This is a genomic window from Pseudomonas sp. P39-UII1 (assembly GCF_039672635.1).
Classification (GTDB): Bacteria; Pseudomonadota; Gammaproteobacteria; order Pseudomonadales; family Pseudomonadaceae; genus Aquipseudomonas.
This window is the reverse complement of sequence record NZ_JBDFPP010000023.1, coordinates 17252-32543: the sequence shown is the minus strand read 5'-3', so window position 1 is coordinate 32543 and position 15292 is coordinate 17252. Positions and strand designations below refer to the sequence as shown.

14 protein-coding genes are annotated in these 15292 nt (G+C 62.0%); 11 read left to right on the top strand and 3 right to left on the bottom strand.

The features are described 5' to 3' along the window. Nucleotides 1–238: 238 nt before the first annotated feature. The 4 genes from ABEH27_RS21935 to moaE all read left to right on the top strand — a co-directional run bounded on the left by ABEH27_RS21935 (nucleotide 239) and on the right by moaE (nucleotide 2935). Nucleotides 239–1633, top strand: a complete 1395-nt coding sequence (locus ABEH27_RS21935) for a PhoH family protein (protein ID WP_346615575.1) — start codon at nucleotides 239–241, stop codon at nucleotides 1631–1633. Between the two features lie 137 nt (nucleotides 1634–1770). Further along, nucleotides 1771–2241 carry a cyclic pyranopterin monophosphate synthase MoaC gene (gene moaC / locus ABEH27_RS21930; protein ID WP_346615574.1) on the top strand — a complete coding sequence of 157 codons (471 nt, stop codon included), beginning with the start codon at nucleotides 1771–1773 and terminating at the stop codon, nucleotides 2239–2241. Then, a complete protein-coding gene (gene moaD, locus ABEH27_RS21925; RefSeq protein ID WP_346615573.1) occupies nucleotides 2241–2486 on the top strand; it encodes a molybdopterin converting factor subunit 1 in 246 nt (81 codons plus the stop codon). Before moaC ends, moaD begins: the two co-directional genes overlap by 1 nt. Before the next feature lie 2 nt (nucleotides 2487–2488). Further along, nucleotides 2489–2935: a molybdopterin synthase catalytic subunit MoaE gene (moaE, locus tag ABEH27_RS21920; protein WP_346615572.1), complete on the top strand. Its 447-nt coding sequence runs from the start codon at nucleotides 2489–2491 to the stop codon at nucleotides 2933–2935. Nucleotides 2936–3043: 108 nt separating this feature from the next. On the opposite strand, the gene rhlB is transcribed toward moaE, so the two are convergent. Then, complete coding sequence (gene rhlB / locus ABEH27_RS21915) at nucleotides 3044–4516, bottom strand: ATP-dependent RNA helicase RhlB (protein WP_346615571.1); 1473 nt, start codon at nucleotides 4514–4516, stop codon at nucleotides 3044–3046. A 100-nt stretch (nucleotides 4517–4616) separates the two neighbouring features. Continuing rightward, nucleotides 4617–5273 (bottom strand): alpha/beta fold hydrolase, encoded by a 657-nt coding sequence (locus ABEH27_RS21910; protein ID WP_346615570.1) that lies wholly within the window; start codon nucleotides 5271–5273, stop codon nucleotides 4617–4619. Between the two features lie 329 nt (nucleotides 5274–5602). Between ABEH27_RS21910 and ABEH27_RS21905 the strand changes: the two genes are divergently transcribed. The 4 genes from ABEH27_RS21905 (at nucleotide 5603) to ABEH27_RS21890 (ending at nucleotide 9760) form a co-directional block, all read left to right on the top strand. Beyond that, complete coding sequence (locus tag ABEH27_RS21905) at nucleotides 5603–6631, top strand: amino acid ABC transporter substrate-binding protein (protein WP_346615569.1); 1029 nt, start codon at nucleotides 5603–5605, stop codon at nucleotides 6629–6631. Between the two features lie 67 nt (nucleotides 6632–6698). Then, a complete protein-coding gene (locus ABEH27_RS21900; protein ID WP_346615568.1) occupies nucleotides 6699–7877 on the top strand; it encodes an amino acid ABC transporter permease in 1179 nt (392 codons plus the stop codon). Between the two features lie 10 nt (nucleotides 7878–7887). Further along, a complete protein-coding gene (locus ABEH27_RS21895; RefSeq protein ID WP_346615567.1) occupies nucleotides 7888–8985 on the top strand; it encodes an amino acid ABC transporter permease in 1098 nt (365 codons plus the stop codon). 10 nt (nucleotides 8986–8995) lie between these two features. Further along, a complete protein-coding gene (locus ABEH27_RS21890) occupies nucleotides 8996–9760 on the top strand; it encodes an amino acid ABC transporter ATP-binding protein (protein ID WP_346615566.1) in 765 nt (254 codons plus the stop codon). Nucleotides 9761–9951: 191 nt separating this feature from the next. Here the strand turns inward: ABEH27_RS21890 and algW are convergent, their stop codons facing one another. After that, on the bottom strand, nucleotides 9952–11115 hold the full coding sequence (gene algW, locus ABEH27_RS21885; protein WP_346615565.1) for a Do family serine endopeptidase AlgW: 1164 nt from the start codon (nucleotides 11113–11115) through the stop codon (nucleotides 9952–9954). A 158-nt stretch (nucleotides 11116–11273) separates the two neighbouring features. Between algW and ABEH27_RS21880 the strand changes: the two genes are divergently transcribed. The 3 genes from ABEH27_RS21880 (at nucleotide 11274) to cysN (ending at nucleotide 15115) form a co-directional block, all read left to right on the top strand. Beyond that, nucleotides 11274–12032, top strand: coding sequence for a Nif3-like dinuclear metal center hexameric protein (locus tag ABEH27_RS21880; protein WP_346615564.1), 759 nt, complete (start codon nucleotides 11274–11276; stop codon nucleotides 12030–12032). 247 nt (nucleotides 12033–12279) lie between these two features. Then, the gene (cysD, locus tag ABEH27_RS21875; RefSeq protein ID WP_003251799.1) at nucleotides 12280–13197 is read left to right on the top strand and encodes a sulfate adenylyltransferase subunit CysD; all 918 of its coding nucleotides are present in this window, start codon (nucleotides 12280–12282) and stop codon (nucleotides 13195–13197) included. 16 nt (nucleotides 13198–13213) lie between these two features. Next, nucleotides 13214–15115 carry a sulfate adenylyltransferase subunit CysN gene (gene cysN / locus ABEH27_RS21870; protein WP_346615563.1) on the top strand — a complete coding sequence of 634 codons (1902 nt, stop codon included), beginning with the start codon at nucleotides 13214–13216 and terminating at the stop codon, nucleotides 15113–15115. The last annotated feature ends 177 nt before the right edge of the window (nucleotides 15116–15292 follow it).

The window sequence follows — 15292 nt, the reverse complement described above, 5'->3', positions numbered from 1 at the left end:
AAGGCCTATTCGTCATTCGGAAAAATAAACTTCATCAACACGAAAAAACGCTTTTTTTAGTCATCGTTTTTGCTGTATGAAGAAACCAGACAGCCGATTCCTGCAGCACAGGTGGCGTCATCCAAGCCCACCTTGCCAGGTTACTTCCCGCCCGTAGCAACGCGGATACGGGGAGCACGGCAGTCACTCTGCGGCGCAGCAGACCGCGCCGTGTGGCTTCGACATAAGGTGACCGAGTATGGATGACCAAGGACGCAACCCTTCCTCCAGCAAGCCAATCCTCTATGTGCTCGATACCAACGTCCTGATTCACGACCCCAACGCATTACTCAACTTCGAGGAGCACCACGTCGCCATACCCATGACGGTGCTGGAGGAACTCGACAAGCTCAAGACCGGTAAACAGACCATCGCCGCCGAATGCCGCCAGGCCATCCGCCTGATCGACCAGACCCTAGGTGATGCCTCGCCCAGCGATGTCGAGCAGGGTGTGCCGATCCAACGCAACAAAAGTGGGCCCAAGGGCTTCCTGTCCATCCTGATGACCCCGCGCAACGAGCCGAACAAGCTGCTGCCGGAGAACCTCAACGACAACATCATCATCAACCAGTTGCTCGAAGTCCGCGCCCGGCGCACCGACTTCGACGTGGTGCTGGTCACCAAAGACATCAACATGCGCCTGAAGGCGCGCGCCTGCGGTATCGCGGCCGAGGACTACAGCACCGACCAGTTGGTCGATGACGTGTCGCTGTTGTCCAAGGGCTACCATTCGGTCACCGGCTCGTTCTGGGACCGCGTCAGCAAGGTCGATACCCGTCAGGAGCGGGGTCGCACCTGGCATCGGGTACAGATGATCGACAACCTGCCGGCTGTGCACATCAATGAGTTCATCATTGATGAGCAAGGTTTCGTAGGCTGGATCAAGGGCATCCGCAACGACGAGCTGCTGCTGCTCGACCTGCATCAGGAACCCCTGTTGCACCAGGAGGCCTGGGGCCTGAAACCGCGGGATATCCACCAGAGCCTGGCGCTGTTCGCGCTGCTCGACCCGGACATCCACCTGGTCAACCTGACCGGCGCCGCCGGTTCCGGCAAGACCATCCTGGCCTTGGCTGCAGCCATCGAGCAGACCATGGTCAGCAAGCGCTACCGGCGCATCATCGCCACCCGCAGCGTGCAGGGGCTGGACCAGGAAATCGGCTTCCTGCCGGGCACCGAAGCGGAGAAGATGGAGCCTTGGCTGGGCGCCATCACCGACAACCTCGAAGCCTTGCACATGGATGACGAAAGCACCCATGGCAGCGTCGAATACATCCTTGAGCGGGTACCGCTGCAGTTCAAATCGCTGAACTACATCCGTGGCCGCAGCTTCCAGCAGAGCCTTATCCTGATCGACGAGTGCCAGAACCTCACGCCGCACCAGATGAAAACCATCATCACCCGTGCCGGCTCCGGTTCCAAGGTGGTCTGCCTGGGCAACCTGGCGCAGATCGACACCCCCTACCTGTCCGCGACCAGCTCGGGCCTCACCTACCTGACCGAGCGCTTCAAGGACTTCCCCCACGGCGTGCACATCACCTTGCAGGGCGTCCCGCGCTCGGTGCTGGCCGAGTATGCCGAGTCGCATCTGTAACCCTCCTCGCCGGGCGGCGCTCCGCCCGGCCTCTTCGCGGGGCAAGCCCGCGAAGAGGCCACCGCTGACTGTACATTCCACTGCTCAAACCTGACCCACAGGTTTACACTCTGTGTTCCCTTCACAGGAGCAGAGCAGTGCTGACACATCTTGATTCCCAGGGCCGCGCCAACATGGTCGATGTCACTGAAAAGGCCGTGACCGAGCGCGAGGCCATTGCCGAAGCCCGCGTGCGCATGTTGCCGCAGACCTTGCAGATGATCGTCGATGGCGAGCACCCCAAGGGCGATGTGTTCGCCGTGGCGCGTATTGCCGGCATTCAGGCAGCGAAAAAGACCAGTGACCTGATCCCGCTGTGCCATCCGCTGATGCTCACCAGCGTCAAGGTCGAACTCAGTGCCGACGGCGCAGATGCCGTGCGCATTGTCGCCCGCTGCAAGCTGGCCGGGCAGACCGGTGTGGAGATGGAAGCGCTGACCGCCGCCAGCGTCGCCGCGCTGACCATCTACGACATGTGCAAGGCCGTGGACAAGGGCATGGTCATCGAGCAGGTGCGCCTGCTGGAGAAGCTGGGCGGCAAGAGCGGCCACTACAAGGTGGAGGCGTGATGAATGTGAACGTGATGTACTTTGCCCGTTACCGCGAGTTGCTCGGTGTGGATGCCGAGCGCCTGGAAGGTGAATTCAAGGTGGTCGACGATGTTCGCCTGGCCTTGGTCGCCAAGGGTGGGCAGTACGAGGTGCTGGCCGAGCAGAACCTGATGTGCGCACGCAACGAAGAGCTGTGCAGGCTGGACGAGCCGCTGGAAGCGGGCGATGAGGTGGCGTTTTTCCCACCGGTCACCGGAGGCTGAGCATGGCGGTGCGAGTGCAGCAAGCGGCGTTCGACCCGGGCGCAGAGGTCAATGCCATGCACGCCGCCAACGTCGGCGTGGGGGCGGTGGTCGGCTTTGTCGGCTATGTGCGTGATTTCAACGACGGTCGGGATGTGGCGGGGATGTTCCTCGAGCACTATCCGGGGATGACCGAGAAGGCCCTGGCCAAGATCGTGGTCGAGGCCGAACAGCGCTGGCCGTTGCTCAAGGTCGAGGTGCTGCATCGCATTGGTGCACTGCAGCCGGGAGAGCCGATCGTGTTCGTCGGCGTGGCCAGTGCGCACCGGCAGGCGGCGTTCGATGCCTGCAATTTCATCATGGATTATCTGAAGACCCGCGCGCCGTTCTGGAAGAAGGAGAACACCCAGGAGGGGCCGCGGTGGGTGGAAGGCAAGCAGAGCGATCAGGACGCGGCGGGGCGCTGGTAAGGCCTGATTGAATGGCCGGGGCTTTGCCCCGGATCGCCGGCAAGCCGGCTCCCACAGGTACCTGTGGGAGCCGGCTTGCCGGCGATTGGGCTGCAAAGCAGCCCGCTATCAATGATGCTTGCGCGGCACCGGCTTGAGCAGCTCGTCCGGCGGCATCTCGCACTTGATCTTGCGCCCCAGCAGCTCTTCGATCGCAGGCAGCTGATACGAGTCGTCCTCACCGGCAAAGCTGATCGACACACCATTGGTGCCGGCACGGCCCGTACGGCCGATACGGTGCACGTAATCGTCCGGATCTTCCGGCAGGGTGAAGTTGATCACGTGGCTGATGCCGTCGATGTGAATGCCGCGCCCTGCCACGTCGGTGGCCACCAGCACAGTGATGCGGCCTTCGCGGAAGCTCTCCAGGGTACGGATACGCTTGTGCTGCGGCACATCACCCGACAGCTGGGCGGCGTTGATGCCGTCGCGCACCAGTTTTTCCTCGATGCGCCGCACCTCGTCCTTGCGGTTGGCGAACACCATCACCCGTTCCCACTTGTTCTGGGTTACCAGGTTGTACAGCAGCTTGTACTTGTCGCTGCCGGCCACGGCATAGACGTGCTGTTCGACGGTTTCGCTGGCGACGTTCTCCGGCTCGATCTCGACGATGGCAGGGTCGGTGGTCCACTGCTTGGCCAGGTTCATCACGTCATCGGTGAAGGTGGCGGAGAACAGCAGGGTCTGCCGCTCGCTTTTCGGTGGGGTCTGGCGAATGATCTGGCGTACCTGGGGGATGAAGCCCATGTCGAGCATGCGGTCGGCTTCGTCCAGCACCATCACCTCGACCATGTCCAGGTGCACGTCACCGCGCTGGTTGAAGTCCAGCAAGCGGCCCGGGGTGGCCACCAGAATGTCGCAGTGGCGCGCTTCCAGGGCCTTGAGCTGCTTGTCGAAGTCCATGCCGCCGACGAACGTCATGACGTTCAGGCCGGTGTACTTGGTCAGGGCAGCGGCGTCCTTGGCGATCTGTACCACCAGCTCGCGGGTCGGCGCGATGATCAGCGCGCGCGGTTCGCCCATGTAGCGTTCCTTGGGCGGTGGCGTCTGCTGCAGCTGGGAGATGATCGAAATGAGGAACGCGGCGGTTTTGCCAGTGCCGGTCTGGGCACGGCCGATGGCGTCCTGGCCACGCAGGGTGTAACCCAGTACCTGAGCCTGGATCGGCGTGCAGTACGGGAAGCCCAGGTCGTGAATGGCGTGCATCACCTCGTTGGACAGCTTGAAGTCATGGAAGCGGGTTTTGCCTTCCTGCGGCTCGACCACGAAGTCTTCCGGCTTCCACAGGCTTGCCTGGGGTTTGGGCTTGCGCTCGCGGCGTGGTTTGTCCTTGGCCGGCTTGTCGGCAGCGGGCATTGCGGCAGGCGCTTGAGCCTCGACGGCCGGCTTGGCGGCGGGTTTGGCACGCGGTTGGCTGGGCTGCGGCTCGGGCTGAGCCACGGGGGCCGCGGCGGGCGCGGGCGGCGTGAGGCTGGCAGCAGGAGCGACGGCCTGAGGCGCGGCGTCTCCCTTGCCGAATATTTTTTTGAGTGCCTTGAGCACGATCGTCTCATCAACTGATTAAGGAATGTACGCCCGGCAGTGTAATGCAAGATCCGGACGCGGCGTAGCGGAATAGGACCACAACTACAAGAGATACTGCTTATTGCAGCTGCTTGCTCAGCCAGTTGTAGATGTCGCTCAGCTCCTCGACAGCGACTTCGTGCTCCATCGGGTATTCATGCCATTGGGCGGCAACACCCCAGGTATTGAGGTACTCGAAGGCGGTACGGCCCATGGCTGGAATTACCACCGAATCATGCACACCGTGCAGGCACAGGGCAGGGGTGCGCTGTTGGCAGGCGCTGAGCTGGTGGCTGTCGCTGAAGGTTGGCGCGTAGGTGGACAGTGCGATCACGCCGCCCAGCGCTTCTTGCCACTTTATATAGGCAGTGTGCAGCACCACTGCGCCCCCTTGAGAGAACCCCGCCAGGTAGATGCGTGACAAGTTGATGCCTTTGCCCTGTTCGGCCTTGATCAGCGCAATGATCTGCTCGGCCGATTCTTCCAATTGCGCTTCGTCAATGGCGCGGGCCGGGGTCATGGCCTTGATGTCGTACCAGCTGGGCATTGCATAGCCGCCGTTGATGGTAACCGGCCGGGTTGGCGCCTGGGGCATGACGAAGCGTGTGCTGAGCAGGCGTTCCTGCATGAATTCGGCAACCGGTAGGAAGTCGTAACGGTCGGCGCCCAGGCCATGCAACCAGATCACACAAGCGTCTGCGGTTTTCTGGGGTTCGAGAATAAGCGGGTTGGTCATGACTGCTCCGAAAGTGTGCGGATCTGGTAAAGGCATGCGCAAAAAGAAGGCGCTGGAAATGATTGTCAGAAAAAGAATGTCGCAACGATACAACTTTCCCTACTTGACGTGCGCTTAAACGCTTTAGCCGTCGACTGTGGTACGCCGTTTGCTATGGAACATCCGATGCAAGGGTCAGGCCGGCACGGTAACACCCTTGCACGCAAGGCTGTCATAGAACAGCCCATTGCGCCAATTGACCCAAGAACAAGCCAACACGGGTCGGATGCGCCTCATAAGGGTGCGGTGCAATTCCGGCTCATACAACAAGAGCGATTTGGAGGTTGTGAATGAAGATGTTGAAAACCACCCTGGCAGTCCTTACCGCTGCCGCCGCGCTGGGCGCCGTGAGCAACGCCCAGGCCGGCGCCACCCTCGATGCGGTAAAGAAGAAGGGCTTCGTCCAGTGTGGCGTGAGCGACGGTCTTCCAGGGTTCTCGGTGCCTGATGCGCAGGGCAAGATCGTCGGTATCGATGCCGACGTCTGCCGCGCTGTTGCCGCCGCCGTGTTCGGCGACGCCACCAAGGTCAAGTTCAGCCAGCTCAACGCCAAGGAACGCTTCACTGCGCTGCAGTCGGGCGAAGTCGACGTGCTGTCGCGCAACACCACCTGGACCAGCTCGCGCGATGCCGGCATGGGCCTGGTGTTTGCCGGTGTCACCTACTATGACGGCGTTGGCTTCCTGGTCAACAAGAAGCTGGGGGTTTCCAGTGCCAAGGAGCTCGATGGCGCGACCATCTGCATCCAGGCCGGTACTACCACCGAGCTGAACGTTTCCGACTACTTCCGCGCCAATGGCCTGAAGTACACCCCGATCACCTTCGACACCTCTGACGAAAGCGCCAAATCGCTGGAATCGGGCCGTTGCGATGTGCTGACCTCGGACAAGTCGCAGCTGTTCGCCCAGCGCTCCAAGCTGGCCGCGCCGACCGACTACGTGGTGTTGCCGGAAACCATCTCCAAGGAACCGTTGGGCCCAGTGGTCCGCAAAGGCGACGAGGAGTGGTTCAGCATCGTCAAGTGGACCCTGTTCGCCATGCTCAACGCCGAAGAGGCGGGTATCACCTCGAAGACTGTCGAGGCTGAAGCCAAATCGACCAAGAACCCGGACAACGCCCGTTTGCTCGGCGCTGACGGCGAGTACGGCAAGGACCTCAAACTGCCCAAGGACTGGGTAGTGCAGATCGTCAAGCAAGTGGGCAACTATGGCGAAGTGTTCGAGAAGAACCTGGGCCAGAGCACTGACTTGAAGATCGACCGTGGCATGAACGCCCTGTGGAACAACGGCGGCATCCAGTACGCGCCACCTGTGCGCTGATGGCTGCACCCTGCGGCGGCATCCCGCCGCCGCAGGCTGTTCGAATCCCTACTGTCCGGGGCACTTCATGCAAAATCGAATCGGCGCACAAAAGGGGTTATCCCTGAACGATCCGCGTGTGCGCGCGTGGCTGTTCCAGGTTCTCACGATCATCTTCGTGGTGGGCCTGGGCTGGTACCTGTTCCACAACACTCAAACCAACTTGCAGCACCGGGGGATCACCTCGGGTTTCGACTTCCTCGACCGCAGTGCCGGCTTTGGTATCGCCCAGCATCTGATCCCCTATGTGGAATCCGACAGCTACGCGCGGGTGTTCGTCATCGGCCTGCTCAATACCCTGTTGGTGACCTTCATCGGCGTCATCCTGGCGACGGTGCTGGGCTTCATCATCGGTGTGGCGCGCCTGTCGCAGAACTGGATGATCAACAAACTGGCGACGGTGTATGTGGAAACCTTCCGCAACATCCCGCCGTTGCTGCAGATCCTGTTCTGGTATTTCGCCGTGTTCCTGACCCTGCCGGGGCCGCGGGGGAGCATCAACATCGACGATATGTTCTTCATCAGCAACCGTGGCCTGAACATGCCTGGCGCTGCCATGGCTGATGGCTTCTGGCCGTTTGTCGTTGCGGTGGTGCTGGCGATCGTGGCTATCGCGGCGATGGTGCGTTACGCCAACAAGCGCTTCAACGAAACCGGCGAACCGTTCCACAAGTTCTGGGTGGGGCTGGCGCTGTTGATTGCCATCCCGGGCCTGTGTGCGCTGCTGTTCGGCACACCGGTGCACTGGGAAGTGCCGCAGCTGAAGGGCTTCAACTTCGTGGGCGGCTGGGTGCTGATACCCGAGCTGCTGGCGCTGACGCTGGCACTGACTATCTACACCGCCGCGTTTATCGCCGAAATCGTGCGCTCGGGGATCCGTTCGGTCAGCCATGGTCAGACCGAAGCTGCCCGTTCGCTCGGCCTGCGCGAGGGCCCGACCCTGCGCAAGGTGATCATCCCTCAGGCCCTGCGGGTGATCATTCCGCCGCTGACCAGCCAGTACCTGAACCTGGCGAAGAACTCATCGCTGGCAGCTGGTATCGGCTACCCGGAGATGGTCTCGCTGTTCGCCGGTACCGTGCTCAACCAGACCGGCCAGGCCATCGAGGTGATTGCCATCACCATGAGTGTCTATCTCGCCATCAGCATCAGCATCTCGCTGCTGATGAACTGGTACAACAAGCGCATTGCGCTGATCGAGCGGTGAGGATACGCCCGTGAATGCTCATGTTTTCAAACCTGACATGCCGCCACCGGTGAAAACCGTCGGCGTATTCGCCTGGATGCGTGCCAACCTGTTCTCCAGTTGGCTCAACACCCTGCTGACCCTGTTCGCCGTGTACCTGGTGTGGTTGATCGTGCCACCGTTGCTGCAGTGGGCGTTGATCGACGCCAACTGGGTTGGCACCACGCGCGCCGATTGCACCAAGGAGGGCGCCTGCTGGGTGTTCATCCAGCAGCGCTTCGGCCAGTTCATGTATGGCTACTACCCGGCCGAACTGCGCTGGCGCGTGGACCTGACCGTGTGGCTTGCCGTGCTTGGCGCCGCACCTTTGTTCATCAAGCGTTTCCCGCGCAAGGCCGTGTACGGCCTGGGCTTTCTGGTGCTGTACCCGATCCTCGCCTACACGCTGCTGCATGGCGGCTACCTGGGCCTGGAAAGCGTGCCTACCAGCCAGTGGGGCGGGCTGATGTTGACCTTGGTGATTGCCACCGTGGGCATCGTCGGGGCCTTGCCTCTCGGTATCTTGCTGGCGCTTGGGCGCCGTTCGCGGATGCCAGCGGTGAAAGTGGTCTGCGTGACCTTTATCGAGTTCTGGCGGGGTGTGCCGTTGATCACCGTGCTGTTCATGTCGTCGGTGATGCTGCCGTTGTTCCTGCCCGAGGGCATGAGTTTCGACAAGCTGCTGCGGGCGATGATCGGCGTGATCCTGTTCCAGTCGGCGTACATCGCCGAGGTGGTACGCGGCGGCCTGCAGGCCATCCCCAAAGGGCAATACGAAGCGGCCGCGGCCATGGGCCTGGGCTACTGGCGTTCGATGGGCCTGGTGATCCTGCCGCAGGCCCTGAAGCTGGTTATTCCCGGCATCGTCAACACGTTCATTGCCCTGTTCAAGGACACCAGCCTGGTGATCATCATCGGCCTGTTCGACCTGCTCAACAGCGTCAAGCAAGCCGCCGCCGACCCGGCCTGGCTGGGCATGGCCACCGAGGGCTACGTGTTTGCCGCCTTGGTGTTCTGGATCTTCTGTTTCGGTATGTCCCGCTACTCCATGCACCTGGAGCGCAAGCTGGACACTGGCCACAAGCGTTAGGAGTTTCGAAATGAGTGAAGCGATCAAGCAGCCTGCTGGCCTCGAAGGCATCATCCAGATGCAGGGCGTGAACAAGTGGTACGGCCAGTTCCATGTACTCAAGGACATCAACCTGAACGTGCGTCAGGGCGAACGCATCGTGCTGTGCGGGCCGTCCGGCTCGGGCAAGTCCACCACCATCCGCTGCCTCAACCGCCTGGAAGAACACCAGCAGGGCCGCATCGTGGTCGATGGCGTGGAGCTGACCAACGACCTGAAGCAGATCGAGGCAATCCGCCGCGAGGTGGGCATGGTGTTCCAGCACTTCAACCTGTTCCCGCACCTGACCATCCTCGAAAACTGCACCTTGGCGCCCATGTGGGTACGCAAGATGCCGCGGCGCAAGGCCGAGGAAATTGCCATGCATTACCTGGAGCGGGTACGTATTCCGGAGCAGGCGCACAAGTTCCCGGGGCAGTTGTCCGGTGGCCAGCAGCAGCGCGTGGCGATTGCCCGGGCGCTGTGCATGAAGCCGAAGATCATGCTGTTCGACGAGCCGACTTCGGCGTTGGACCCGGAAATGGTCAAGGAGGTGCTCGACACCATGGTCGGCCTGGCCGAGGACGGCATGACCATGCTCTGCGTGACCCACGAGATGGGCTTTGCCCGCACCGTGGCGAACCGGGTGATCTTCATGGACAAGGGGGAGATCGTGGAGCAGGCGGCACCGGATGATTTCTTCGACCGGCCGCGCAGCGACCGCACCAGACTCTTCCTCAGCCAGATCCTGCACTGATGCAACTGGGGCCGCTCTGCGGCCCATCGCCGGCGAGCCGGCTCCCACAGGTACCGCGCCGCTCTCAGGATAGGCGCAGAACTTGTGGGCGCTGGCAAGCTGGCTCCCACAGGTACGGCGCCGCTCTCAGGATAGGCGCAGAACTTGTGGGAGCCGGCTTGCCGGCGATGGGCTGCAAAGCAGCCCTTCTGTTATTTCTCTTCTTCTGGGGCAGCTGCCGGAGCAGGCGGCGGCCGCAGCCCCACCTCGGCGATCAGCTTCAACTGCTGCCCATTGCGCATCACCTCGATGGTGATCTTCTCGTTGGGCTTGATCCGCGCCACCTGGTTCATCGACTTGCGCCCGTCACCGGCCGGTTCGCCGTTGATGCTGAGGATCACGTCGCCCAGTTGCAACCCGGCCTTCTGCGCCGGGCCGTCGCGGAAGATCCCCGCCACCACGATGCCAGGGCGCCCCTGCATGCCGAACGACTCGGCCAACTCCTGGCTCAACGGCTGCACCTCGATACCCAGCCAGCCACGGATCACCTGGCCGTGCTCGACGATCGACTTCATCACTTCCAGGGCCAGCTTGACCGGTATGGCGAAGCCGATGCCCTGTGAGCCGCCGGACTTGGAAAAGATCGCCGTGTTGATGCCGACCAGGTTGCCGTTGGCATCGACCAGCGCGCCGCCGGAGTTGCCCGGGTTGATCGCAGCGTCGGTCTGGATGAAGTCTTCGTAGTTGTTCAGGCCCAGCTGGTTGCGGCCGGTGGCGCTGATGATGCCCATGGTGACGGTCTGGCCGACGCCGAAGGGGTTGCCGATGGCCAGGGTGACGTCACCGATGTGAATGCTGTCGGAACGGCCGATGGTGATCGCCGGCAGGCTCTTGAGGTCGATCTTCAATACCGCAAGGTCGGTTTCGGGGTCGCTGCCGATCACCCGGGCCAGGGTTTCGCGGCCGTCCTTGAGCGCCACGACGATCTGGTCGGCGCCGCTGGTGACGTGGTTGTTGGTCAGCAGGTAGCCCTCGGGGCTCATGATCACCGCTGAGCCGAGGCTCGATTCCCAGCGCCGCTGCTTGGGCAGGTTGTCGCCAAAGAAGCGGCGGAACTGCGGGTCTTCGAACAAAGGGTGGGCGCTCTTGTTCACCACTTTGGTGGTGTACAGGTTGACCACCGCTGGTGCGGCGAGGGTCACGGCATCGGCGTAGGACACCGGGCCCTGCATGATCTGGGTGGTTTGTGGCGCCTGTTGCAGGTTGACGTCCTGGCTCGGCAGGCCGACCCATTGCGGGAAGCGCTGGATGATCAGCATGGCGATCAGAATGCCGGTAAGCAGGGGCCAGCCAAAATAACGCAAAGCCTTGAACATGAACGAATCCTGGGAGTGGGCGAGAGCCATGATGGCGCGGCGGTGCGCAAACGCGCGCGATCATACACCGGTTTCCCCAACGCCGGCGACGGCCCATAATGGCGGCCATTATACGGGCGTTGTTCCCGTTGAACGTGCAGATTTCGAGGAGATTTTCCATGGCCGTCGCCCTCAATACCCTGGTCGAGGAAGCCGAGCGCTACCTGGGCAGTGCGAAAATCCAGGATTACTGCCCCAATGGCCTGCAGGTCGAAGGCCGGCCGCAGGTCAGCCGCATCGTCAGCGGCGTTACCGCCAGCCAAGCGTTGCTGGATGCGGCGGTCGAGGCCGAGGCCGACCTGATACTGGTGCACCACGGCTATTTCTGGAAGGGCGAGAACCCGTGCATCACCGGCATCAAGCAGCGCCGCTTGAAAACCCTGCTCAAGCACGACATCAGCCTGCTGGCGTTCCATCTGCCCCTGGACGTGCACCCGGAAGTCGGCAACAACGTGCAACTGGCGCGGCAGCTGGACATCACGGTTGAAGGGCCGCTTGACCCTGAAAACCCCAAGGTGGTGGGGCTGGTTGGCTCACTGGCCGAGCCCATGACCGCGCGGGATTTTGCCCGACGCGTGCAGGAAGTCATGGGGCGCGAGCCGCTGCTGGTCGAAGGCGACGCGATGATCCGCCGGGTCGGCTGGTGCACCGGCGGCGGGCAGGGCTACATCGACACCGCGATTGCGGCCGGTGTGGACCTGTTCATCAGTGGTGAGGCGTCCGAGCAGACCTACCACAGCGCCCGCGAAAACGGTGTCAGTTTCATTGCGGCCGGGCACCATGCCACCGAGCGTTATGGTGTGCAGGCGCTGGGGGATTACCTGGCCCGGCGGTTTGCCGTGGAGCACCTGTTCATCGATTGCCCGAACCCGATCTGAGGCCTGTTCCGGCCTCATCGCCGGCAAGCCGGCTCCCACTGGAATACTGCAGGCTTCAAGGTGTGTGGTGAGCCTATGGGAGCCGGAGGTGAGCTGTAGGGCGGTGCATTGATAGCCAAACCCTCAGTCATATCGTTAGACCTTTTCGATCTAGCCCGGCGCCTAAATAGAATCAGCCGCTGTGATAAAGTGGCTCGCTCGAACACGGCCCGAAGGCCGTCCATAAGATCGTTTTTCGTGAGTAGCCATGGTCGACAAACTGACGCACTTGAAACAGCTGGAGGCGGAGAGCATCCACATCATCCGCGAGGTGGCCGCCGAGTTCGACAACCCGGTGATGCTGTACTCGATCGGCAAGGATTCCGCCGTGATGCTGCACCTGGCGCGCAAGGCCTTCTTCCCGGGCAAGCTGCCGTTCCCGGTGATGCACGTCGACACCCAGTGGAAATTCCAGGAGATGTACAGCTTCCGCGACAAGATGGTCGAGGAAATGGGCCTGGAGCTGATCACCCACGTCAACCCCGAGGGTGTGGCGCAGGGCATCAACCCGTTCACCCATGGCAGCTCCAAGCACACCGACATCATGAAGACCCAGGGCCTCAAGCAGGCACTGGACAAGCATGGTTTCGACGCCGCCTTCGGCGGAGCCCGCCGCGACGAAGAGAAGTCGCGGGCCAAGGAGCGCGTCTACTCGTTCCGTGACAGCAAGCACCGCTGGGACCCGAAAAACCAGCGCCCCGAGCTGTGGAACGTGTACAACGGCAAGGTCAACAAAGGCGAGTCGATCCGCGTCTTCCCGCTGTCGAACTGGACCGAGCTGGACATCTGGCAGTACATCTACCTCGAAGGCATCCCGATCGTGCCGCTGTACTTCGCCGCCGAGCGTGAAGTGATCGAGAAGAACGGCACCCTGATCATGATCGACGACGAGCGCATCCTCGAGCACCTCTCCGAGGAAGAGAAAGCCCGCATCGTCAAGAAGAAGGTGCGTTTCCGTACCCTCGGTTGCTACCCGTTGACGGGCGCTGTCGAGTCGGAAGCCGAAACGCTGACCGACATCATTCAGGAAATGCTCCTGACGCGCACTTCCGAGCGCCAGGGCCGGGTCATCGACCACGATGGCGCCGGTTCCATGGAAGACAAAAAACGTCAGGGCTACTTCTAATTTTCAGGGTTACTCCATGTCGCACCAATCCGATTTGATCAGCGAAGACATCCTCGCTTATCTGGCTCAGCACGAGCGCAAAGAACTGCTGCGTTTCCTCACCTGCGGCAACGTGGATGACGGCAAGAGCACCCTGATCGGGCGCCTGCTGCACGATTCGAAGATGATCTACGAGGACCACCTCGAAGCCATCACCCGTGATTCGAAGAAGTCCGGCACCACCGGCGAAGAAGTCGACCTAGCGCTGCTGGTCGACGGCCTGCAGGCCGAGCGTGAGCAGGGCATTACCATCGATGTCGCCTACCGCTACTTCTCCACCGCCAAGCGCAAGTTCATCATTGCCGACACCCCGGGCCACGAGCAGTACACCCGCAACATGGCCACCGGTGCATCCACCTGTGACCTGGCGATCATCCTGGTCGATGCCCGCTATGGCGTGCAGACCCAGACCCGTCGCCACAGCTACATTGCCTCGTTGCTGGGCATCAAGCACATCGTCGTCGCGGTCAACAAGATGGACCTCAAAGGCTTCGATGAAGGCGTCTTCGAGGCAATCAAGGCTGACTACCTGAAGTTTGCCGAGGCCATCAACCTGACCCCGAGCAGCCTGCACTTCGTGCCGATGTCGGCGCTCAAGGGCGACAACGTGGTCAACCGCAGCGAGCGTTCGCCGTGGTACACCGGCCCCGCGCTGATGGAAATCCTCGAAACCGTGGAAGTGGCGGCCGACCGCAACTTCACCGACCTGCGCTTCCCGGTGCAGTACGTCAACCGCCCGAACCTGAACTTCCGCGGCTTCGCCGGCACCCTCGCCAGCGGCGTGGTGCACAAGGGTGACGAAATCGTCGTACTGCCTTCGGGCAAGAGCAGCCGGGTCAAATCGATCGTCACCTACGAAGGTGAACTGGAAAACGCCGGCCCAGGCCAGGCCGTGACTCTGACCATGGAAGACGAGATCGACATCTCCCGTGGCGACCTGCTGGTGCATGCCGACAACGTGCCGCCGGTGACCGATCAGTTCGACGCCATGCTGGTGTGGATGGCCGAAGAGCCGATGCTCCCAGGCAAGAAATACGACATCAAGCGCGCCACCAGCTATGTGCCGGGCTCGATCGCAAGCATTACCCACAAGGTCGATGTGAACACGCTCGAGAAGGACGCAGCCAGCGCGCTGCAACTGAACGAGATCGGTCGCGTCAAGGTGTCGCTTGACAGCGCCATCGCCCTGGACGGCTACGACAGCAACCGCACCACCGGTGCGTTCATCGTCATCGACCGCCTGACCAACGGCACCGTCGGCGCCGGCATGATCATCGCCCCGCCAGTGCTGCCACACGGCAGCACCGGTCAGCATGGCAAGCTGGCCCACGTTTCCACCGAAGAGCGCGCGCTGCGCTTCGGCCAGCAGCCGGCCACCGTGCTGTTCAGCGGCCTGTCCGGCGCTGGCAAGAGCACCCTGGCCTACGCCGTCGAGCGCAAGCTGTTCGACATGGGCCGTGCGGTGTACGTGCTCGATGGGCAGAACCTGCGCCACGACCTAAACAAGGGCCTGCCACAAGACCGCGCTGGCCGCACCGAGAACTGGCGCCGCGCCGCCCATGTGGCGCGCCAGTTCAACGAAGCCGGCCTGCTGACCCTGGCCGCGTTCGTGGCCCCGGATGCCGAAGGCCGCGAACAGGCCAAGGCACTGATTGGCAAGGAGCGCCTGGTGACCGTTTACGTTCAGGCCTCGCCGCTGGCGTGCCGCGAGCGTGACCCGCAGGGCCTGTATGCGGCTGGTGGCGACAATATCCCGGGTGAGAGCTTCCCGTTCGATGTGCCGCTGGATGCAGACCTGGTGATCGATACCCAGAACACCAGTGTCGACGAAGGCGTGAAGTTGGTGCTGGATGTGCTGCGTCAGCGTGGCGCGATCTAAGTACTGGCTGCCATGCCAAACCCCGCTTCGGCGGGGTTTTTTGTTTATGAAGCGTGCATGTTTCACTAACCGTTACGGGTTGCCAGTTGCACAAGTTGAAAGGGCTGGCTCGGTCTAGGTTGTGCTTGAAGGGTCTATTCAGCCCCTGAGGAGGTACCATCACGACTGCTGCGCATA

Coding starts and splice junctions, on each gene's coding strand:
- ABEH27_RS21935 (WP_346615575.1), top strand. CDS start 239: ATGGATGACCAAGGACGCAACCCTTCCTCCAGCAAGCCAATCCTCTAT.
- algW (WP_346615565.1), bottom strand. CDS start 11,115: ATGTTCAAGGCTTTGCGTTATTTTGGCTGGCCCCTGCTTACCGGCATT.
- cysN (WP_346615563.1), top strand. CDS start 13,214: ATGTCGCACCAATCCGATTTGATCAGCGAAGACATCCTCGCTTATCTG.
- ABEH27_RS21900 (WP_346615568.1), top strand. CDS start 6,699: ATGCAAAATCGAATCGGCGCACAAAAGGGGTTATCCCTGAACGATCCG.
- moaD (WP_346615573.1), top strand. CDS start 2,241: ATGAATGTGAACGTGATGTACTTTGCCCGTTACCGCGAGTTGCTCGGT.
- ABEH27_RS21910 (WP_346615570.1), bottom strand. CDS start 5,273: ATGACCAACCCGCTTATTCTCGAACCCCAGAAAACCGCAGACGCTTGT.
- ABEH27_RS21880 (WP_346615564.1), top strand. CDS start 11,274: ATGGCCGTCGCCCTCAATACCCTGGTCGAGGAAGCCGAGCGCTACCTG.
- ABEH27_RS21905 (WP_346615569.1), top strand. CDS start 5,603: ATGAAGATGTTGAAAACCACCCTGGCAGTCCTTACCGCTGCCGCCGCG.
- moaE (WP_346615572.1), top strand. CDS start 2,489: ATGGCGGTGCGAGTGCAGCAAGCGGCGTTCGACCCGGGCGCAGAGGTC.
- cysD (WP_003251799.1), top strand. CDS start 12,280: ATGGTCGACAAACTGACGCACTTGAAACAGCTGGAGGCGGAGAGCATC.
- ABEH27_RS21890 (WP_346615566.1), top strand. CDS start 8,996: ATGAGTGAAGCGATCAAGCAGCCTGCTGGCCTCGAAGGCATCATCCAG.